At 72.7% G+C, this 20,091-nt stretch carries 17 protein-coding genes; all 17 read left to right on the top strand.

The features are described 5' to 3' along the window. The first annotated feature begins 230 nt into the window (after positions 1-230). The 17 genes from OG780_RS20205 to OG780_RS20125 all read left to right on the top strand — a co-directional run bounded on the left by OG780_RS20205 (position 231) and on the right by OG780_RS20125 (position 19,895). Positions 231-1,898 carry a polyamine aminopropyltransferase gene (locus OG780_RS20205; RefSeq protein WP_328450154.1) on the top strand — a complete coding sequence of 556 codons (1,668 nt, stop codon included), beginning with the start codon at positions 231-233 and terminating at the stop codon, positions 1,896-1,898. Between the two features lie 67 nt (positions 1,899-1,965). Then, the gene (locus OG780_RS20200; RefSeq protein ID WP_328450152.1) at positions 1,966-3,117 is read left to right on the top strand and encodes a carbon monoxide dehydrogenase; all 1,152 of its coding nucleotides are present in this window, start codon (positions 1,966-1,968) and stop codon (positions 3,115-3,117) included. 55 nt (positions 3,118-3,172) lie between these two features. Then, positions 3,173-3,967 carry an aldose epimerase family protein gene (locus OG780_RS20195; protein ID WP_328450150.1) on the top strand — a complete coding sequence of 265 codons (795 nt, stop codon included), beginning with the start codon at positions 3,173-3,175 and terminating at the stop codon, positions 3,965-3,967. A gap of 10 nt (positions 3,968-3,977) precedes the next feature. After that, positions 3,978-4,526: an orotate phosphoribosyltransferase gene (gene pyrE, locus OG780_RS20190; protein ID WP_328450148.1), complete on the top strand. Its 549-nt coding sequence runs from the start codon at positions 3,978-3,980 to the stop codon at positions 4,524-4,526. A 185-nt stretch (positions 4,527-4,711) separates the two neighbouring features. After that, complete coding sequence (gene fbaA, locus OG780_RS20185) at positions 4,712-5,734, top strand: class II fructose-bisphosphate aldolase (protein WP_328450147.1); 1,023 nt, start codon at positions 4,712-4,714, stop codon at positions 5,732-5,734. A gap of 117 nt (positions 5,735-5,851) precedes the next feature. Further along, positions 5,852-7,435: an MFS transporter gene (locus OG780_RS20180; RefSeq protein ID WP_328450145.1), complete on the top strand. Its 1,584-nt coding sequence runs from the start codon at positions 5,852-5,854 to the stop codon at positions 7,433-7,435. A 227-nt stretch (positions 7,436-7,662) separates the two neighbouring features. Further along, entirely contained in the window at positions 7,663-8,076 is a 414-nt protein-coding gene (locus OG780_RS20175; protein ID WP_328450143.1) for a DUF3151 domain-containing protein, read from the top strand. A 233-nt stretch (positions 8,077-8,309) separates the two neighbouring features. Next, complete coding sequence (locus OG780_RS20170; RefSeq protein WP_328450141.1) at positions 8,310-9,155, top strand: tryptophan 2,3-dioxygenase family protein; 846 nt, start codon at positions 8,310-8,312, stop codon at positions 9,153-9,155. Next, positions 9,148-10,350, top strand: a complete 1,203-nt coding sequence (gene kynU / locus OG780_RS20165) for a kynureninase (RefSeq protein ID WP_328450139.1) — start codon at positions 9,148-9,150, stop codon at positions 10,348-10,350. Before OG780_RS20170 ends, kynU begins: the two co-directional genes overlap by 8 nt. A 273-nt stretch (positions 10,351-10,623) precedes the next feature. Next, the gene (locus tag OG780_RS20160) at positions 10,624-11,613 is read left to right on the top strand and encodes an alpha/beta hydrolase (protein WP_328450137.1); all 990 of its coding nucleotides are present in this window, start codon (positions 10,624-10,626) and stop codon (positions 11,611-11,613) included. 219 nt (positions 11,614-11,832) lie between these two features. Beyond that, the gene (locus OG780_RS20155) at positions 11,833-12,837 is read left to right on the top strand and encodes an alpha/beta hydrolase (RefSeq protein ID WP_328450135.1); all 1,005 of its coding nucleotides are present in this window, start codon (positions 11,833-11,835) and stop codon (positions 12,835-12,837) included. Further along, positions 12,830-14,089: an acyltransferase family protein gene (locus tag OG780_RS20150; RefSeq protein WP_443062181.1), complete on the top strand. Its 1,260-nt coding sequence runs from the start codon at positions 12,830-12,832 to the stop codon at positions 14,087-14,089. The genes OG780_RS20155 and OG780_RS20150 overlap by 8 nt, the downstream gene beginning before the upstream one ends. A 292-nt stretch (positions 14,090-14,381) precedes the next feature. Next, the gene (locus OG780_RS20145) at positions 14,382-15,716 is read left to right on the top strand and encodes a sensor histidine kinase (RefSeq protein ID WP_328458252.1); all 1,335 of its coding nucleotides are present in this window, start codon (positions 14,382-14,384) and stop codon (positions 15,714-15,716) included. A gap of 24 nt (positions 15,717-15,740) precedes the next feature. Further along, positions 15,741-16,421 (top strand): response regulator transcription factor, encoded by a 681-nt coding sequence (locus OG780_RS20140; protein ID WP_326786538.1) that lies wholly within the window; start codon positions 15,741-15,743, stop codon positions 16,419-16,421. A gap of 137 nt (positions 16,422-16,558) precedes the next feature. Continuing rightward, entirely contained in the window at positions 16,559-17,926 is a 1,368-nt protein-coding gene (locus tag OG780_RS20135) for a sensor histidine kinase (RefSeq protein ID WP_328450133.1), read from the top strand. Next, entirely contained in the window at positions 17,923-18,606 is a 684-nt protein-coding gene (locus OG780_RS20130; protein WP_326786536.1) for a response regulator transcription factor, read from the top strand. The genes OG780_RS20135 and OG780_RS20130 overlap by 4 nt, the downstream gene beginning before the upstream one ends. 68 nt (positions 18,607-18,674) lie before the next feature. Continuing rightward, on the top strand, positions 18,675-19,895 hold the full coding sequence (locus OG780_RS20125; protein WP_328450130.1) for a cytochrome P450: 1,221 nt from the start codon (positions 18,675-18,677) through the stop codon (positions 19,893-19,895). Positions 19,896-20,091: the final 196 nt, after the last annotated feature.

The raw sequence follows: 20,091 nt of genomic DNA, 5'->3' as shown, positions 1-20,091 counted from the left end.
GCAGGTGTCCCGTGCGGGGGCAGGGCAGGGCAGCGCGGGGCGGGCGGGCGTAGGGGGCGTGTCCGGCGCCGACCCGCGGTTCGGGGGCGGGGGCGGCTCGGCGGCGATCCGCGGTTCGGGGGCCGTGTGCCGGGAAGATGCCCAGGTCAACTCCGTACACCAGGAAGAGCAAGGGTTTCCACACGTGTGGGTGACGTGACGTGGTGGCGGCGTGACGTAGCGTTCACGACGTGATCGAACCGCACGCGCCAGCCCCACCCGGCGCGCCGCCGCCCTGGGGCGTCCAGGGCCAGGCGCGGCTGCCCGTCCGGCCGGGCATCGGCAGGTTCCTCGTCCTGGCGGGAGTGTTCGTCTGCGCGGCCTGCGGACTCGTGTACGAGCTCGAACTGGTCGCCCTCGCCTCGTACTTGATCGGTGACTCGGTCACCCAGACATCCGTCGTCCTCTCCGTCATGGTGTTCGCCATGGGTGTCGGTTCCCTCGCGGCGAAGCGGCTGCGCCCGTGCGCCGCAGCCGGGTTCGGCGCCATCGAGGCGACGCTCGCCCTCGTCGGCGGATGCAGTGCGATGGCGTTGTACGCGGTGTTCGCCTGGACGGGCGGATGGGGCGGCCTGTGGGCGGACGGGCCCCGCTGTCTGCTGGTGGTCTTCTCGCTCACCATCGGCCTGCTCATCGGCGCCGAGGTCCCGCTGCTCATGGAGCTGATACAACGCATCCGCCGCCAGGACCCCGGCGGCGCGGTCGCGGACCTGTTCGCGGCGGACTACGTGGGCGCCCTCTTCGGCGGCCTCGCCTTCCCGTTCCTGCTGCTGCCCCAGCTCGGCCAGCTGACGGGCGCGCTGCTGACCGGAGCGGTGAACGTGATCGCCGGCGGTGCCCTCGTCCTCGGGCTGTTCCGGAACGACCTGACCCGCCGGGCACGCTGGACCCTGATCGTCGCCAACGTCGTCGTGCTCGGTCTCCTCGCCTCCGCCGCGCTGCTGGTCGGCGACTTCGAACGGGCCGCGCGGCACGCCCTGTACGGGGCGGACGCCCGTGTCGCGCTCCGCACCGGCGTCCAGGAGGCCGTCCTCACCGGAGGCACCCACGGCCGTCCGCTCCGCTTCTTCCTCGACGGCCGGCTGCGCTTCAGCGGCCGCGACGAACGCCGCTACCACGAGGCGCTCGTCCACCCCGCGATGAACGGACCGCACGCGCGCGTGCTCATCCTCGGCGGCGGTGACGGCCTCGCCGCCCGTGAGGTGCTGCGCCACCCCGGTGTGCGCCGCGTCGACATCGTCGAACCCGACGCGGACGTGGTCCGGCTCGCACGCCACGACGTCGCGCTGTCCGCCCTCAACCACCATGTGTACGACGACCCCCGGGTCCACGAGGTGACGGCGGACGCCTTCAGCCGGCTGCGTCACGCGCGGTCGACGTACGACGTCGTCATCTCGGACCTGCCCGACCCGTGCGTCACCGCCGCCACCAAGCTGTACTCGCAGGAGTTCTACGGCCTCGCGCGCCGCGTGCTCGCCCCCGGCGGACGTCTCGTGGTCCACGCGGGGCCGCTGGCCGGCCGGCACCGGGCCTTCTGGACGGTCGACGCGACGATCCGTGCGGCGGGCCTGTTCACCAGGCCCTACCGCGTCGGCGGCCGGGACTCCGGCTTCACGGCCCGGCCCGGCGGCCACGCCGGTCGGCTCACGGGGCCGGGGGGCGCGGCGGGATCCGTGGGCGACTGGGGTTTCCTCCTCGCCTCCCGCGCGCCCGAGCCCCTGCGGCTGGACTCCTCCTGTCCGCGGCTGCGCACCCTCACCCAGGCGGCCCTGACGGTGGACGCGCGCGCCGCCTCCCGCAGCCGCCTCCACCCTTCGCTCCCGCCCTCCACGCTGGTGCGTCCGCGCTACACCGACTGAGGGGTCGGGCCGGAAATCCCGTGATAGGCGGGTGCGGTCCGGTTCGTGCTGGGTAGGCTCGGCTGACATGGAGCATGAGGTGTTCGTTCCGTTTCCGGCCGGGCGGCTGAGAGAGGCGCTGGCCGATCCCGTCCGGGTCGCCCGCGCGGTCCCCGGTCTCCAGCAGGACGCGTCGGCCGTCGCCGACAGCGCGGCGGAGACGGACGGGGGCTCGCCGCCCGTCTCCGGGGCCGGGCAGGACGCAGTCGGCGGGTCCGCGGCTGCCCGGCGCGGACGGGACACGGGGGTCGCGCGGGTCGCCGGGCGGCTGAAGGTCCGCGTCGCCGGCCACACGATCACCTATCGCGGCGCCTTCTGTGTCACCGCCCAGGCCGACGGCTCGTACGCCGTCGAGGGCGACGCCACGGAGGTGCGCGGCGCCGGTGCCGTGAAACTGGCGCTGACCCTGCGGCTTCTCCCCGCCGAGGGCGGTACCGCCCTCGCGTTCGACGGCACGGCCTCCGGCGACGGCCGCCTGGCGGAACTCCCGCACGACGCGGTGACGTCGACGGGCGCGCGCCTGCTGACCCGCTTCGGCGAGGCCCTGACCACGGACCTCGCGTCACGGCCCGGCTCCGAGCCGGGAACCGGAGCCGAGCCCGCGCACGGAGCCGCCGAGTCCGGCCACCGGGCCGAATCCGAAACCGGTCCGTCAGCCGGAAACGTGCCCGCGGCCGGATCAGAACGCGAACCTGCACCCGAAGCCGAAGCCGAAGCCGAAGCCGAAGCCGAAGCCGAAGCCGAAGCCGAAGCCGAAGCCGAAGCCGAAGCCGAAGCCGAAGCCGAAGCCGAACCGGAAGCCGGCCTCGGACCCGACGCCGAAACCGACGCCGACGCCGAGGGCGAGGCGGTTCCCGGGTTCGAGGCGGACGTGACGTCCTCCTCGTTCGATTCGTCCGGCGAGGACGACGAGTTCGGCGGGGAGGACTTCGTGGCGGAGGCGGAGGCCAGGGAACCGGGACGGGCGGACGCCATGGCCGAGGCGGCGCACGCGCGGCGGACGATGATCGGGCGGAGCGCGGAGGAGGTCGACCACGCCCCTCCGCGGGGCCGCTACGCCCCCGTCCCGCCCCCGGAGGCCACCGCCGCACGCGCCACCCTCCGCTGGGCGGCTCCCGCGGCGGCCCTGGCGCTGGCCTCGGCGATCGCCCTGACCCGGGTGCTGCGCAAGCGTCGTTGAGACGGTTCCGAGGTCGGAAAGCACACAGCGCTCCCGCCCCAGTAGGGTCGGCTCCGTGAGTAACGAAGACATCACGCTGACCGCGGGTGACGCGGAGGTGACCGTGTCGCCGGGAAACGGCGGCCGGATCGGCAGTCTGCGGGTCGGCGGCGTCGAACTGCTGCGGCAGGGCGCGAAGTTCGGGTGCTTCCCGATGGTCCCGTGGTGCGGACGGATCCGCGACGGCAGGTTCCTGGACGGCGCCGCCGTCCGGCAGATGCCGCTCAACTCCCCGCCGCACGCCATCCACGGCACCGCCCGCGACGGTGCCTGGAGGACGGCCCGCGTCACCGCGGACGACACCGTGATCACGTACGACCTGGTCGAGCCCTGGCCGCACCCCGCCCGTGTCACCCAGGCGTTCACCCTCACCGAGGACACGCTGACGATCACCATGGCGGTGGAGACGTACGGGGAGTCGTTTCCGGCCCAGATCGGCTGGCACCCCTGGTTCAACAGGAACCTGGGAGACGGCGGCGAGGACGTCCGCGTCGACTTCCGGCCCGCCTGGCAGGAGGAGCGGGGCGACGACCACCTGCCCACCGGCCGCCGCGTCGACCCGAAGCCCGACCCCTGGGACGACTGCTTCGGCATGCCGGAGGGCGTCGACGTCACGCTCACCTGGCCGGGGCGGCTGGAGCTGAAGGTCGCGAGCCGTGAGCAGTGGGCCGTCGTCTACGACGAGCAGGAGGCCGCCGTGTGCGTGGAGCCGCAGACGGGTCCGCCGAACGGGCTCAACACCCACCCCCGGCTGGTCACACCCATCGAACCCCTCGAAGCCACCACGACCTGGAGCTGGCGGCGGCTCTAAGCTGGCGTCCATGAGTGATGTACGCGGCGCGCTGCTGCAGCAGATCAAGGACAAGGCCGTGGTGCACGGCAAGGTGACCCTCTCCTCGGGTCTTGAGGCCGACTACTACGTGGACCTGCGCCGGATCACGCTGGACGGTGAGGCCGCCCCGCTCGTCGGGCAGGTTCTCCTCGACCTCACCGCCGGCCTGGACTTCGACGCGGTCGGCGGGCTGACCATGGGCGCCGACCCGGTCGCCGGGGCGATGCTGCACGCCGCCGCCGCGAACGGGCGCAGGCTCGACGCCTTCGTCGTCCGCAAGGCCGCCAAGGCGCACGGCCTGCAGCGCCGTGTCGAGGGTCCCGAGATCAAGGGCCGGCGTGTCCTCGTGGTCGAGGACACCTCGACCACGGGCGGCTCCCCGCTGGAGGCCGTCCAGGCCGTCCGGGAGGCCGGGGCCGAGGTCGTCGGCGTCGCCACGATCGTCGACCGCGCGACCGGTGCCGCCGAGAAGATCGAGGCCGGCGCCGGTGTTCCGTACCTCTTCGCCTACTCCAAGGGCGAGTTGGGGCTCGACTGACGAAGCTCCCGCGGGGCCCCGCCGACGGCAGGGTCCCGCATGTCGGATGGGGGTCTGGAGCATCCGGCGATGTCTGGAAAGATGGGGCCGACGATGATGTCGCCCCCCTAGGTCAGGGCCATAAGCACCAGTCCCGTCGTACCGCAGCAGCAGTACGCAGACCCGCACATACAAGGAGCGGACAGATGCCCATCGCAACCCCCGAGGTCTACAACGAGATGCTCGACCGGGCGAAGGCAGGCAAGTTCGCCTACCCGGCCATCAACGTGACCTCGTCCCAGACCCTGCACGCTGCGCTGCGCGGCTTCGCGGAGGCGGAGAGCGACGGCATCATCCAGATCTCCACCGGTGGTGCGGAGTTCCTGGGCGGTCAGCACAAGAAGGACATGGTGACGGGCGCCGTCGCGCTCGCCGAGTTCGCGCACATCGTCGCCGCGAAGTACGACATCACGGTCGCGCTGCACACGGACCACTGCCCCAAGGACAAGCTGGACGGCTACGTACGTCCGCTGCTCGACATCTCCGCCGAGCGCGTCGCCAAGGGTGAGAACCCGCTGTTCCAGTCCCACATGTGGGACGGTTCCGCCGAGACCCTCGCCGACAACCTGGCCATCGGCCAGGAGCTGCTCGCCAAGGCCGTCGCCGCGAAGATCATCCTCGAGGTCGAGATCACCCCGACCGGTGGCGAGGAGGACGGCGTCAGCCACGAGATCAACGACGAGCTGTACACGACCGTCGACGACGCGCTGCGCACCGCCGAGGCCCTCGGCCTGGGCGACAAGGGCCGCTACCTGCTCGCCGCGTCGTTCGGCAACGTGCACGGTGTGTACAAGCCGGGCAACGTCGTCCTGCGCCCCGAGCTCCTCAAGGACCTCCAGGAGGGCGTCGCTGCCAAGTACGGCAAGGCGAGCCCGTTCGACTTCGTCTTCCACGGCGGCTCCGGCTCCACCGCCGAGGAGATCGCCACCGCGCTGGAGAACGGCGTCGTGAAGATGAACCTCGACACCGACACCCAGTACGCCTTCACCCGTCCGGTCGTGGACCACATGTTCCGCAACTACGACGGCGTCCTGAAGGTCGACGGCGAGGTCGGCACCAAGTCGAAGTACGACCCGCGCACCTGGGGCAAGCTCGCCGAGGCCGGCATGGCCCAGCGCGTGACCGAGGCCTGCGCCGCCCTGCGTTCCACGGGCACCCGGCTCAAGTAGTCGTCCGGTGGTCCGCCGGTAGGCCTCCGGCGCTCCTTCGCCGGTCCTCCGGCAGTCATCCCTGCGCAAGGGCCCGGCACCTCCCACGGTGCCGGGCCCTTCCGTATGCTCCGAGGTATGGCTGTGCCGGCGCGGGACGCATCGGACCTGTCGGACGGCAGATCCGCGGTACGGATCGCCTCCCCCAAGGGGAAGTGGATCCTGCTGACCACCGTCCTCGGCTCCAGCATGGCCCTGCTGGACTCGACCGTCGTCAACGTCGCTCTGCCGACCATCGGCCGTGACCTGGACGCGAGCCTCGCCGCCCTCCAGTGGACCGTGAACGGCTACATGCTGTCGCTGGCCGGGCTGATCCTGCTGGGCGGCTCGCTCGGGGACCGTTTCGGGCGCCGGAAGATCTTCGTCATCGGCGTGGTGTGGTTCGCCGCCGCCTCGCTGCTGTGCGGGCTCGCGCCGAACGTGGGCGTGCTCATCGCGGCCCGTGTCCTCCAGGGCGTCGGCGGGGCGCTGCTCACCCCCGGCTCGCTGGCGATCATCCAGGCCTCCTTCCACCCGGACGACCGGGCCCGCGCCATCGGCCTGTGGTCGGGCTTCGGGGGTGTCGGGGCCGCCGTCGGGCCGTTCCTCGGGGGCTGGCTGGTGGACGGGCCCGGCTGGCGCTGGGTCTTCCTGCTGAACATCCCCGTCGCGCTGGTCTGCGCCCCGATCGCCCTGCTGCACGTTCCGGAGTCGGCCGGCGGAACCTCCCGCCCGGCCGAGGCCGGGAGCGGGGGAGGTGGGTCGCACCGCGGCTTCGACGTCCTCGGAGCCGTCCTCGGAGCGCTCTCGCTCGCCCTGGTGACGTACGCCCTGATCGAGGCCCCGGGCGGTTCCCCGCTCGTGTGGGCGGCCGCGGTCGCGGGCGTGGCGGCGGGGGTGGCCTTCGTGTACGTCGAGCGGCGGCGACCCGATCCGATGATGCCGCCGGACATCTTCGCCTCGCGTCAGTTCACGGCCGTCAACCTGGTGACCCTGTGCGTGTACGCGGCTTTCGGCGGCTTCTTCTTCCTGACCGCGCTCCAGCTCCAGGTCGTGGCGGGCTACTCGGCGCTCCAGGCCGGCACGGCACTCCTGCCCACCACCGCCTTGATGCTGCTCTTCTCCGCCCGCTCCGGCGAACTCTCCCAGCGCATCGGCCCGCGCATCCCGCTGACGGTCGGGCCGCTGCTGTGCGCGGCGGGCATGCTGCTGATGCTGCGGGTCGGCGAGGACGCGTCGTACGTGACCGACGTGCTGCCCGCGCTGCTGGTGATGGGGCTCGGCATGGTCACCCTGGTCGCGCCGCTGACCGCGACCGTCCTGGCCTCCGTGGACACCGGGCGGGCGGGTCTGGCCAGCGGGATCAACAACGCGGCGGCCCGCGTGGCCGGGCTCCTCGCCGTGGCCGCGCTGCCGCTGCTCACCGGGATGGGAGAGGAGGCGTACCGCTCGGCGGCGGCCTTCGACGCCGCCTTCCGCCGGGCGATGCCGCTGTGCGCGGGTGTGCTGGTGGTCGGCGCGGTGCTGGCCTTCACGACCGTACGACGCCCGCCGCCCGGCTGCCTGCGCCCCGAGTGCCGCAGGCACGGTTCGCTGACGGCACCCCCGCTGGAGCCGGAGCGCTCCCGGGGCGTCCTCGGCGCCCAGGAGTCCCCGGGCCCGCCGGGATCCCCGGGGCGTTAGGGCGTGCCAGGCGTCGCCGGGCAGGCGCGACTTTGCGGACACGCCCTAGGCCGTCCGGCGCCGGTCCGGCTTCGTGATCGCGGCGGTGCCGTCGCGCCTGACGACTGTCCCGTTCGGCGTGAACGCGATCGGCGGGCACTGATCGCGGTCCGGCCGCGGAACGGATCCTTCCCCGGGCGCCACGGGCAACCGTTACCGATCACGGAGAATGCAGCAGACTGGAACCCATGACGATTCACGAGAACCTTCTCGGGGGACCGCCCCCGACCCGTCTCCCCGACGACCCGGAGCCGCGCGAGCTCCTCGCCAACGGCACGGCCCCCGCCGATGTCGCCGCGAAGTACCCCACCTCCTCGCTCGCCTGGGCGCAGCTCGCCGACGACGCGTTCGAGCGGGGCGGCGTCGTCGAGTCGTACGCCTACGCCCGTACCGGCTACCACCGTGGCCTGGACGCGCTGCGCCGCAACGGCTGGAAGGGGCACGGTCCGGTGCCCTGGGACCACGAGCCGAACCGCGGCTTCCTGCGTGCCCTGCACGCCCTCGCCCGCGCCGCGCAGGCGATCGGAGAGCAGGAGGAGTACGAGCGCTGCAGCCAGTTCCTGAAGGACTCCTCGCCGACGGCGGCCCAGACCCTGGGCTAGGGCGGACGGCGGGCCAGGACCGGCCCTGGGCCGGGGCGGACCGGCCCTGGGCCGGGACAGAGCCTTCACGCGAAGCCCCGTCGGTGGGGCTTCGACGCGGGTCCGCCTGGTGTGACCAGGCGGACCTTGCGGTTTCGGGGGACGATTGTGGAGGATGCCCGGTGGGGACCGGGGCCCCCGTGTCGGTAACGGCAGGGGCGGACCGCTACCCGGAGCACAATCAGGAGACAGCGATGTCCCACCAGGCTCAGCCCGCGCAGGCTCAGGAGCCCGAGACCCCGCATCTCGACTTCCAGGGCACGACCCCGTACGAGGACTACGTACAGGCGGACGTGCTCACCCACCTCCAGCACACCCTCTCCGACGACCCCGGAGAGATGGTCTTCCTGGTGACGACCCAGGTCATGGAGCTGTGGTTCACGGTCATCGTCCACGAGTGGGAGACCGCGGCCAAGGCACTGCGCGCCGAGGACGTCCCCGTCGCGGTGGCCGCGCTGAAGCGGTCCGTACGGGAGCTCGAGGCGCTGAACGCGTCCTGGCGCCCCCTCGGACAGCTCACGCCCGCGCAGTTCAACGCCTACCGGTCGGCCCTCGGCGAGGGTTCCGGCTTCCAGTCGGCGATGTACCGGCGCATGGAGTTCCTGCTCGGCGAGAAGTCCGCGTCGATGCTCGTCCCGCACCGGGGCGCGCCGCGGGTGTACGCCGAGCTGGAGAAGGCACTGCACGAGCCGAGCCTGTACGACGAGGTGCTGCGGCTGCTCGCCCGGCGCGGGCACGCGATCCCGGCCGCCGTGCTGGAGCGTGACGTGTCGCTGCGCTACGAGCCCGTGCCCGAGGTGCAGGCCGTGTGGACGGCCCTGTACTCCGGTGACGACACCGACGAGCTCGCCCGTCTCGGCGAGGCGCTGACCGATGTCGCCGAGCTGGTGTGGCGCTGGCGCAACGACCACCTCGTCGCCACCCGGCGGGCGATGGGATCGAAGACCGGCACCGGCGGCAGCGCCGGGGTGGCCTGGCTGGAGAAGCGCGCGCAGAAGAACGTGTTCCCCGAGCTGTGGACGGCGAGGTCCTATGTCTGAGCGAGCCTCTGTGTCCGCGCCGGCCGCGCGGGCGGCGGAACTGGACGCGGCCGACGAACTCGCCGGGCTGCGCAAGCGGTTCGTGCTCGACGACGTCGTGTACCTGGACGGGAATTCGCTCGGCGCGCTGCCGGCCGAGGTCCCCGGCCGGGTCGAGGACGTCGTCCGCAGGCAGTGGGGCGAACTGCGCATCCGCTCCTGGGAGGAGAGCGGCTGGTGGACCGCGCCCGAGCGGATCGGCGACCGCATCGCCCCGCTGGTCGGCGCGGCGGCCGGACAGATCGTGGTCGGCGACTCGACGAGCGTGAACGTCTTCAAGGCCCTGGTGGGCGCGGTACGGCTGGCGGGCGAGGGGCGCGACGAGATCCTCGTCGACGCGACGACGTTCCCGACGGACGGGTACATCGCGGCGTCGGCGGCCCGTATGACGGGCTGTGAGCTGCGTCCGGTCGACCCCGCCGAGGTGCCCTCGGCGCTCGGCCCCCGCACGGCCGCGGTGCTGCTCAACCACGTCGACTACCGCACCGGCCGGTGCTACGACCTCCCGTCCCTCACCTCCGCGATCCACGCGGCGGGTGCGCTCGCCGTCTGGGACCTGTGCCACAGCGCGGGCGCCCTGCCGGTCGGGCTGGACGAGCACGGCGTCGACCTGGCGGTCGGCTGCACCTACAAGTACCTGAACGGCGGACCGGGTTCGCCCGCGTACCTCTACGTCCGCGCCGGGCTCCAGGACCGCTTCGACTCCCCGCTGCCCGGCTGGAACTCGCACGCCGAGCCCTTCGCGATGAGCTCGTCGTACGAGCCCGCGCCGGGTGCGCTGCGCGGACGGGTCGGCACGCCGGACATCCTCTCGATGCTGGCCCTGGAAGCGGCGCTCGAGGTGTGGGACGGCGTCTCCATCGACAGCGTGCGCGCCAAGTCGCTCGCCCTGACCGACTTCTTCCTGGAGTGCGTCTCGGCGTACGTCCCCGAGGGCCGGGTCGAGTCCGTGACCCCGTCCGCCCACGCGGAACGGGGCAGCCAGGTGGCCCTGCGCTGCGCGGACGCGGGTGCCGTGATGAAGCGCCTGATCGACAAGGGCGTCGTCGGCGACTTCCGCCACCCGGACATCCTCCGCTTCGGCTTCACCCCCCTGTACGTCGGCTTCGCGGACGCGGAGCGGGCGGCGAGGGTCCTGGCGGAGACGCTGAGCTGAGAATTTCAGCCCCTCCGGCGTTTGAGGAGCGGGGTCTGGGACGGAGCCCCAGATATGGGACGGGCAGGGGCGGAGGGGGCGGAATTCCCTCCGCCCCTACCCGTACGCCGGGTACCTGGCCCGCCCGGGGGCCACGGAAAAGGAGAGCCGTTCCCCCTTGACCGAGAGTGACAGCCCGCTGCCGACCCATGGCACCGGCCTGATACCGTCCCCGCAAACGGCCGAATTGTTCCCTCGCCCGCCAAATCCGTTTCACCGCTGAGAGGTTGGAGCATGCAGGACGACGCCGCACCCCGGGACGGCGACGACGACGCCGTCGCGCGCGACGCAGCCGAAGAGGCGTCCGCCTTCTCGCACCCGGAGGTGGCCCCGGACGTCACGATGGCGTACGGCGACCACCCCGACCAGGTGATCGACTTCTACGCCCCGCGCGATCCCGACCCGGCGGTCCCCGCCCCGGTCGTGGTCGTCCTGCACGGCGGCGCCTGGCGCGCTCCGTACGACCGCCGCCACATCACGCCGTTCGCCGACTTCCTGACCCGCCGCGGATTCGCCGTGGCGAACGTCGAGTACCGCCGGGGAGAGGCGGCATCACCCGCTCCGCGCGGGCCCGTGATCCCCGCGCAGGGCGGCCCCACGGATCCCGGGCGGGACGACGCGGCCTCTTCCGGGGCCGGCGGCACCGCCACCGGGGGTCCGGTCGCCGGCCGCTGGCCCGACACCTTCGACGACGTGGCGGCCGCACTCGACGCGCTGCCCGCACTCGTACGCCGGGCACTTCCGCAGGCCGACCCCCTGCGCATGGTGGTCACCGGCCACTCCGCGGGCGGTCACCTGGCGCTGTGGGCCGCGGCGCGCCACCTCCTGCCGGCCGACGCGCCCTGGCACACCGACCGCCCCGCACCGCTGCGCGGCGTCGTCGCCCTCGCTCCGATCGCCGACTTCGAGGTCGCGGAGAAACTCGACGTGTGCGGCGGGGCCTCCCGCCAACTCCTCGGCGGGGAGGTCACGTTCGCGGAGCGTCTGCCCTACGCCGACCCGGTGCGGCTGCTCCCCACCGGCATCGCCACCACGCTCGTCCAGGGCCGTACCGACATCGTCGTCCCACAGGCGGTCGCCGAGTCCTACGCGGACGCGGCGGCCAAGGCAGGCGAGGTGGTGGGTCTCACCCTGCTGGAGGACGTCGGCCACTTCCCCCTGATCGACCCGGCCGCCGACGCCTGTGCCGTGGTGGCGGAGGAGATCGCCCAACTGGCCTGGTAGCAGGGTCCGGACCCCGGTGCCGTCGGCCGAAAGTTCCTCTCCAAGAACGCGGCCGATCAAGGGAGTTGACCCGCCCTCACCGAACCCCGGTCATACCCGTAGTACCTGAGAGCTACCTCTCGGATGGGGCCCACAGCGGGACGCGGGCGACGGGTGGCGATCCGTAATTTCCCTTCCAGTGACGCCCGATGAACGGGCGCACGGGGAGGGACGGACACCATGGATTTCCGGGCGAAGCCGATCGTCAGGGGGAACGCGGACACCTCACGACAACGGCCGCGGCGACTGCGCCGGCGGCTGGGCCGCACGCTGCTCGCCGCGCTCGTCACGGCCGCGGTCGTCGTCCCCTTGTCCGGCGCCGCCCGCCCGGAGATCCCCGCGCCGCCACCCGCGGTCCTCGCACCGCTGACGGCGTCGACCCTGGATGCGGCGTACGCGGCGAACCGGGCCGACGCCGCGGAGGCCGCCCGGATGGCCGCGGACCACGGCGACCGCACCCGGGCAGCCGCCGACCGCGCCATGGCCGCACCCTCCCGCCGTTTCCTCTCCTTCGACGGCCGGGGTTCCGGCCGGGCCGTCGAGGTCTTCGGCGACCTCGCCCACGTCGACCGCGTGGCCGTCCTGGTCCCTGGCTCGGACACCACGCTGGAGACGTACGGCCGTTTCCGCGCCGGCGCCCTCGCCCTGTACGACCGACTCGGCCCGCGCGGCGCCGTCGTCGCCTGGCTCGGGTACGAGACGCCGGGCACGGTGAGCACCACGGTCATCACGCCGGACCGCGCCGAGCAGGCGGCCCCGCTGCTGAGGGCGTTCCTGCACCGGCTGCACGGCGTCGTAGGCCGGTCGGCGCACATCTCCCTGCTCTGTCACTCGTACGGCACGGTGGTCTGCGGCCGCGCCGCCCCCGGCCTGGACGTGAGCGACATCGTCGCCTTCGGCAGTCCGGGCACCGGCGCGTCCTCGGCCGCCGCGCTGCGCACCCCCGCCCGTGTCTGGGCGGCCCGCGGCTCCGCCGACTGGATCGCGTACGTCCCGCACACGAGCGTCGGTCTTTTCGGTACGACCGTCGGCCTCGGCCCCGACCCGGTGTCCCCGTCCTTCGGCGCACGGGTCTTCCGGGCGGGCACCGCCGGCCACAGCGACTACTTCGCCCCGGGCTCGGTGTCCCTGGCCAACCTCACCCGCATCGTCCTCGGCGACACCTCGGAGGTCACCCGTGCGTGAACCGACCGGCACGACCGCCCTGACGGGCAGCACCACCCCGGCCGGCAGGACCGCCCTGACCGGTGTGCGGACCGCGATCCACCGCGTCGACCGGGCCACCCCCGCCGAACGGGACCGTTCCGTGGACGCCCTGCGCGCCCTCGCGATCCTGGGTGTGGTCCTGGGCCACTGGCTGGTGACGGCGCTCGTCGCGGACGGCGGCGCGCTGCGGACCGCGAGCCCCTTACAGCACATGCCGTGGCTGACCCCGGTCTCCTGGGTCTTCCAGACACTCGCCGTGTTCTTCCTGGTGGGCGGTCATGTGGCGACGAAGAGTTACGCGTCGGCGCGGGCGCGCGGCACGACGTACGGGCAGTGGCTGCGCGCCCGGGCGGTCCGTCTGCTGAGGCCGGTGGCGGCGGTGCTGACGCTCTGGACGGTGGCGACCGTTTGTCTGCTCGCCTCCGGCGCGGACTTCGGCACGGTACGCACGCTGGTGAAGCTGGCCCTGTCCCCGCTCTGGTTCCTGGTGGTGTTCGCCGGACTGACCGCGGCGACACCGCTGTTGACCCGTCTCAGCCCGCTGTGGCCGCTGGCCGTCGTTCTCCACGTCGACGTCATCCGTTTCGGCCTCGGCGGCCCGGCATGGCTCGGCTGGGTGAACCTCGCGGCGGGCTGGATGGTGCCGTACACCCTGGGCGCGGCCTGGACCCGTGGCGAGCTGGAGGGACGGCGCGCGGGATGGGTGCTGTTCGGCGGGGGCGTGTCGGCGACAGTGGTGCTGGTGGCGTGGGCCGGCTATCCGGCGTCCATGGTCGGCATACCGGGGGCCGCGGTCTCCAATCTGGACCCGCCGACACTGGCCGCGGTCACGTTCGGCCTGGCCCAGTGCGGACTCGCCCTGCTGCTGCGCGAGCCGCTGCGCCGGGTGATGCGGCGCCCGGTGCTCTGGGCGGGCACGGCCTTCGCCAACCTCTCAGCGATGACGATATTCCTCTGGCACCAGAGTTCCCTGATGGTGGTGACCGCCCTCGGCCTGCTCGCGGGCCGGCTTCCCGGCCTGCACACCACCCCCGACTCCCTGGCCTGGGTGGCCGCGAGAGTCGCCTGGCTGCCCGTCTTAGTGTGCGCCCTCACCTTGTGCTGGTTCGCCTTCAGCGCCCACGAGCGTGGACCCCGCCGCCCCACCGGCCGTCCTTCCCGGGTCGTCCGGGTCCACCGCGTGCGCCGCGGCCCCGGCCCGGCCACGCCCAAGGCGGCACCTCGTGCCTAGGGTTGACGGCGTGACCAGCGAGGAGCACAGCCCCCGGGACGACGAGCCCGCAAGGCTCCCTGACGTGCCCTCAACCTCACCTTCACCCTCACCCACGCTCGAGCCACCCGAGCTCGCCACCGCGCCGACCACGCCCGTCGACCACGCCTCCCGCACTCCCCGGACCTCCCGCGGGACGCGCGCCGTCCACGCGATCCGCGCCATCCGCGTCCAGACCCTCGCGCGGACCCTCGCACAGACCTCTCTTCCCTTCCTGCGCGGGATTCTGGGCGAACTGGCGGTGCCGGCAGCCATGCCGCTGCCGCCGTTGTCCCGGCCCCGGCGTCTGCGCCGACTGCCGCATGTCGTGGTGTGCCTGGTCGCCTTCGGGCTCGGGCTGGCGGCCATGGACGAGCTGAGCGGCAGTTATCGACTGGGTTTCCCGCTGGGCACGGCGAGCGGGTTCGCGCTGGGGGCGGCGGTCGCGCTCGCGCTGTGGCGCCCGATTCCGGCCTGGTGGCTGTCGCTGGGCTCGACCGTGGTCGCCGCCGCTGCCGCTGTCCGTACGGACCCGGTGGCGGGCTTCCCGGGATCGGGACCGGACTGGCCCTGGAGCGGGCCCGCGATCACGGCGCAGGCGATCGTGCTCTTCCTGCTGGCCCTGCGGACGCCCACACGCGTCGCGGTCGGCGCGCTGTCGCTGACCGGCCTGGCCACCTACGGGCTGCAGGGCCTGGCCGGCGGCCCGTCGTACCTGCGGCCGGGCATGCTCGAGGGCCCGTCGTACCTGCGGCCGGGCACGCTCGGGGGCCCGTCGTACCACCCGACGGGAGCGACGGCGGTGATCGTCTTTGCCATCGTCGTCCTGCTCGGTACCGCGCTGCGCGGCCGCCGCGAGGCGCGCAGCCAACTGGTCGAGCAGGCCTCGCTGACCGAGGAGGAGCGCGCCCGCCGCACGGTTCTGGAGGAGCGCAGCCGTATCGCGCGCGAGCTGCACGACGTGGTGGCCCACCACATGTCGGTGATTTCCATCCAGGCGCAGGTCGCCCCGCACCTGGTGGAGAATCCGACGGACGAGCTGAGGGAGAACCTCCACGGCATCCGGCAGAACGCCCTGGAGGCGCTGACCGAGCTGCGCCGGGTGCTCGGAGTGCTGCGTTCGGAGAATCCGGAGGACCCGTACGGCCTCGGTGCGAGTGCGGGCGTGGCGCCGGACGCCCCGCAGCCCACGCTGGACCGGCTCGACGCCCTGGTCGAGAACACGCGCGCCGCGGGACTGGACGTGACCACGGAGATCGCCGGGGAACAGCTTCCCCTGGCCCCGGGCGTGGAGCTGTCGGCGTACCGGATCATCCAGGAGGCGTTGAGCAACGCCCTGCGCCACGCGCCGGGTTCGGCGGTCAAGGTGGAGCTCTGGCACTTCCCGCGGGGCCTTCAGGTGAGGGTCGTCAACTCACGGCCCGCGTTTCCCGCCCCGCCGTCCCCGGGTGCGGGGCACGGACTGCTCGGTATGCGCGAGCGCGTCGCGATGCTGGGTGGCACTCTCGTGACCTCGGAGACGTCCTGCGGAGGTTTCGCGGTGGCGGCCTTCCTCCCGGGCAACGGCGTCGAGCCCACCGACGACGTCACCCGGACGACGACACCTTGACCGGCCTCCCAGGAGAAGAGACGTATGACGACCGTGAGCGGCACCATCCGCGTTCTGATCGCCGACGACCAGCAGATGGTCCGCCAGGGATTCACCGTGCTGCTCAACGCGAACCCGGGCATCGAGGTGATCGGCCAGGCGGTCGACGGACTCGACGCGGTCCGCCAGGTCGCCGAACTCGCGCCGGACGTCGTCCTGATGGACATCCGCATGCCCGAACTCGGCGGCATCGAGGCGACCCGCCGCATCACGACCGAAACCCCGCACATCAAGGTCCTGGTGCTCACCACGTTCGACCTCGACGAGTACGTCTACGAAGCCCTGCGCGCCGGTGCCTCCGGCTTCCTCCTCAAGGACGCCTCGGCCGATCAACTCGCCGAGGCGGTCCGTGTGGTGGCCGCCGGCGACGCCCTCCTCGCCCCCGGCATCACCCGCCGTCTCATCGCCGAGTTCTCCCGCCTCGACTCCACCCCGCGCGCTCCCCTCAAGCAACGCGTGGGTGATCTCACCGAACGCGAGACCGAGGTCCTGGCCCATATCGCCCAGGGTCTCTCCAACGCCGAGATCGCCCAACGTCTGGTGGTGGCCGAGCAGACGGTGAAAACCCACGTCGGCCGCATCCTCGTCAAACTGGGCCTGCGCGACCGCACCCAGGCGGCGGTCTTCGCCTACGAGTCGGGGCTGGTCCGCCCCACCGGCTACTGATCGCCATACGGGCCGGCCGAAGACCGGCCACCACCTCCTCGCGAGCCCGGCCCTACCCGTAGTACCTGAGACGGACCCCGAAGGACCCTCCTAGCAGGTGACGACCCCACCCCCCGCCCGGGCCTACCGTTCTGAGCGTGACCGAGACGACCCACACGCAGACGACGTCCCCGCCCCCCGGCGGTGCCAGGGCCAAGCCCCGCAGCCCGGAGTACCGCCTCGCGGCGGACGCCGTGCGCGGCCTGCGGCAGGACATGTTCCACGACGCCTTCGCCTACCGCCCCCTTCGCCGCATGCGCACGGACGGCCCCATCACCCGCCGCCTCCCCGGGACCCTGCGCGCGTACGCGGCCTGGACCCCGCACGCGGCGGTGGTGGCGGCCGGCCTGCTCGCGATGACCGCGGCCTACAGCGCCGAGACCGGTTTCGGCCCCGGCGGCGGCACGGTCGCACCCCTGCTGTGCGGGTTCCTCGCCCTGCTTCCGGTCCTGGCGACCCTGGTCCGGCCGGTCGGCGCCTTCTGGTTCTCGATCGCGGCGGCCCCGGCCGTCGCCATGTTCGGCAGCGCCTGGAGCGACTGGCCGTGGGCGCCCGGCAGCTTCATAGCGCATGTCACGGTGCTGACGGTCGTGGCTCTGCGCTCACGCCCTCGCGTCGCGGCGTGGATGTGGCTGCTGACCGCGGCGTACGGCCTGATCACCGAGACCCTGTTCGGAGGGGGCTACTACAGCGTCAACACGTTCCCGCTGCTCTTCGTCTCCGCTCTGGCCCTCCTGGTCGTCACGGTGCTGAACATCCGCAGGGAGGCCGAGCAGGAGGTGACGGCCCACCAGTCGGAGACGGCCCAGGAGCGTTCCAAGCGCACGCTGCTCGAAGAGCGCACGACGATCGCCCGCGAGCTGCACGACGTGGTCGCCCACCACATGTCGGTGGTCGCCATCCAGGCGGAGGCGGCGCCCTACCGGGTGGAGAATCCGCCCCCGGAGCTGGAGCAGGCGTTCGTCACGATCCGGGAGAACGCGGTGGCGGCGCTCACCGAACTGCGCCGGGTGCTGGGCGTGGTCAGGGCCGAGGACTACGAGGCGCCGGACGCGCCGCAGCCCACCCTCGCCGATCTGGACGGGCTCCTCGCCAATGTGCGGGACGCGGGTCTGACCGTGGACAAGGCGGTCACCGGTGCGGTGCGCGAGCTTCCGCAGGGCGTCGAACTGTCGGCGTACCGGATAGTCCAGGAGGCCCTCAGCAACACCCTGCGGCACGCGCCGGGCGCGCCGGCCCGCGTCGAGATCGGCTATGTCCTCGGCGGGCTCGGCCTGCGCATAGTCAACGGGCCCGCGCCCGTGACGACCTTGGAGAAGTCCACGCACGGCGCGGGGCACGGCATCACGGGCATGCGCGAGCGCGTCACGATGCTGGACGGCGAGATGACGACGGGCACCATGGACGACGGAGGGTATGAGGTGGTGGTGTTCCTGCCCGTGCCGTCGGGGGAGGAGACCGGATGACGGACGGTACGAGTCGCGCGATCCGTGTGCTGATCGCCGACGACCAGATGATGGTCCGCGAGGGCTTCTCCGTGCTGCTCGGCGCGATGCCGGACATCGAGGTGGTCGGCGAGGCGGTCAACGGCCGGGAGGCGGTCGACCGGGTCCGTGAGCTGCGCCCGGACGTCGTGCTGATGGACATCCGTATGCCGGAGATGAACGGCATCGACGCGACCCGGGAGATCGTCGCCGCGGACGGTGCCGCGAAGGTGCTGGTGCTGACGACGTTCGATCTCGACGAGTACGTGTACCAGGCGCTGCGCGCGGGGGCGTCCGGGTTCCTGCTCAAGGACGCCTCGGCCCGCCAGCTCGCCGACGGGGTGAGGGTCGTGTCGGCCGGGGAGGCGCTGCTCGCCCCCTCGGTCACCAAGCGGCTGATCACGGAGTTCTCCAAGCTCGCGGAGGAGCCCCGGCTGTCGGCGACGGCGCACGGGGCGTACGGGGATCTCACCGACCGCGAGACGGAGGTGCTGGTGCTGATCGCGCAGGGGCTGTCGAACGCGGAGATCGCCGGGCGGCTCGTCGTCGCGGAGTCGACGATCAAGACCCATGTGAGCCGCATCCTGGTGAAACTGGGCCTGCGGGACCGGACACAGGCCGCGGTGTTCGCTTACGAGGCCCGGCTGGTCACCCCCAGGTGACGGCGTCCGGCGCCCCCGGAACGGGTCGGCCCTGGTCAGCGGGGGGTGGGTCGGGCTAGCGTCCGTTCATGGCAGCTTTGGAGAGTTCGCGGGCCTTCGACCCGTGGGATCCGGCCTTCGTGGCGGACCCGTACCCGGCGTACGAGGAACTGCGTGCGCGGGGCCGGGTGCACTACTACGAGCCGACGAACCAGTGGCTGGTGCCGCACCACGCGGACGTGTCGGCACTGCTGCGGGACCGCAGGCTGGGCCGGACGTATCAGCACCGGTTCACGCACGAGGACTTCGGGCGGACGGCACCGCCGCCGGAGCACGAGCCGTTCCACGTGCTCAACGATCACGGGATGCTCGACCTGGAGCCTCCGGACCACACGCGGATCCGGCGGCTGGTGTCGAAGGCGTTCACGCCCCGCACGGTCGAGCGGCTGAAGCCGTATGTGGAGGGGCTGGCGGGTGAGCTGGTCGACCGGCTGGTCGAGGCGGGCGGCGGGGATCTGCTGGCCGATGTGGCGGAGCCGCTGCCGGTGTCGGTGATCGCGGAGATGCTGGGTGTCCCGGAGTCCGAACGGGCGCCGTTGCGGCCCTGGTCGGCGGACATCTGCGGGATGTACGAACTGAATCCGTCCGAGGAGGTGGCGCGGAAGGCGGTGCGGGCGTCGGTCGAGTTCACCGAGTACCTGCGGGGCCTGATCGAGGCCCGCCGCAAGGAGCCCGGGGACGATCTGATCTCGGGGCTCATCGCGGCGCACGACGAGGGCGACCGGCTCACCGAGCAGGAGATGATCTCCACGTGCGTGCTGCTGCTGAACGCGGGGCACGAGGCGACGGTCAACGCCACCGTGAACGGCTGGTGGACCCTGTTCCGGTATCCGGAGCAGCTCGCGAGGCTGCGGGCCGACCACACCCTGATCCCCACGGCGGTGGAGGAGCTGATGCGCTACGACACCCCGCTCCAGCTGTTCGAGCGGTGGGTGCTGGACGACATCGAGATCGACGGTACGACGGTTCCGCGGGGTGCGGAGATCGCGATGCTCTTCGGTTCCGCGAACCGTGACGCCGAGGTGTTCGCGGACCCGGAAGCGCTGGACCTGTCCCGGACGGAGAACCCGCACATCTCCTTCAGCGCGGGTATCCACTACTGCATCGGCGCTCCGCTCGCCCGGATCGAACTGGCCGCGTCCATGAGCGCGCTCCTGACCAAGGCCCCCGGTCTCCGGCTCGCCCAGGAGCCGGTCCGCAAGCCGAACTTCGTGATCCGCGGACTGGAGGGTCTGTCGGTGGAGGTCTGACAACCGTCACCGCTGCCCGTCCGGCGGGCGCGACCGCCCGTTCCTGCCGGTCCGGCGGCGCGACCGCCCACCGCTGCCCGCCCGGCGGCGCGACCCCGACACCGAAGTCCTGGTGACGGCGGGCGCGACCGCTCGTCTCGGCAGGTCGCGCCGCCGGGGGCTCGTCAGCGGCCTGGCCGCCTTCCGGCTCGGCCGG

Source organism: Streptomyces sp. NBC_00386 (assembly GCF_036063235.1).
GTDB lineage: Bacteria > Actinomycetota > Actinomycetes > Streptomycetales > Streptomycetaceae > Streptomyces.
This window is presented reverse-complemented; position numbering and strand designations above follow the sequence as displayed.

What these genes read in the sequence shown, in the direction of transcription:
- fbaA (WP_328450147.1), top strand. Translation starts at nt 4,712, where the DNA reads ATGCCCATCGCAACCCCCGAGGTCTACAACGAGATGCTCGACCGGGCG.
- OG780_RS20160 (WP_328450137.1), top strand. Translation starts at nt 10,624, where the DNA reads ATGCAGGACGACGCCGCACCCCGGGACGGCGACGACGACGCCGTCGCG.
- kynU (WP_328450139.1), top strand. Translation starts at nt 9,148, where the DNA reads ATGTCTGAGCGAGCCTCTGTGTCCGCGCCGGCCGCGCGGGCGGCGGAA.
- pyrE (WP_328450148.1), top strand. Translation starts at nt 3,978, where the DNA reads ATGAGTGATGTACGCGGCGCGCTGCTGCAGCAGATCAAGGACAAGGCC.
- OG780_RS20170 (WP_328450141.1), top strand. Translation starts at nt 8,310, where the DNA reads ATGTCCCACCAGGCTCAGCCCGCGCAGGCTCAGGAGCCCGAGACCCCG.
- OG780_RS20200 (WP_328450152.1), top strand. Translation starts at nt 1,966, where the DNA reads ATGGAGCATGAGGTGTTCGTTCCGTTTCCGGCCGGGCGGCTGAGAGAG.
- OG780_RS20145 (WP_328458252.1), top strand. Translation starts at nt 14,382, where the DNA reads ATGCCGCTGCCGCCGTTGTCCCGGCCCCGGCGTCTGCGCCGACTGCCG.
- OG780_RS20155 (WP_328450135.1), top strand. Translation starts at nt 11,833, where the DNA reads ATGGATTTCCGGGCGAAGCCGATCGTCAGGGGGAACGCGGACACCTCA.
- OG780_RS20140 (WP_326786538.1), top strand. Translation starts at nt 15,741, where the DNA reads ATGACGACCGTGAGCGGCACCATCCGCGTTCTGATCGCCGACGACCAG.
- OG780_RS20125 (WP_328450130.1), top strand. Translation starts at nt 18,675, where the DNA reads ATGGCAGCTTTGGAGAGTTCGCGGGCCTTCGACCCGTGGGATCCGGCC.
- OG780_RS20130 (WP_326786536.1), top strand. Translation starts at nt 17,923, where the DNA reads ATGACGGACGGTACGAGTCGCGCGATCCGTGTGCTGATCGCCGACGAC.
- OG780_RS20175 (WP_328450143.1), top strand. Translation starts at nt 7,663, where the DNA reads ATGACGATTCACGAGAACCTTCTCGGGGGACCGCCCCCGACCCGTCTC.
- OG780_RS20180 (WP_328450145.1), top strand. Translation starts at nt 5,852, where the DNA reads ATGGCTGTGCCGGCGCGGGACGCATCGGACCTGTCGGACGGCAGATCC.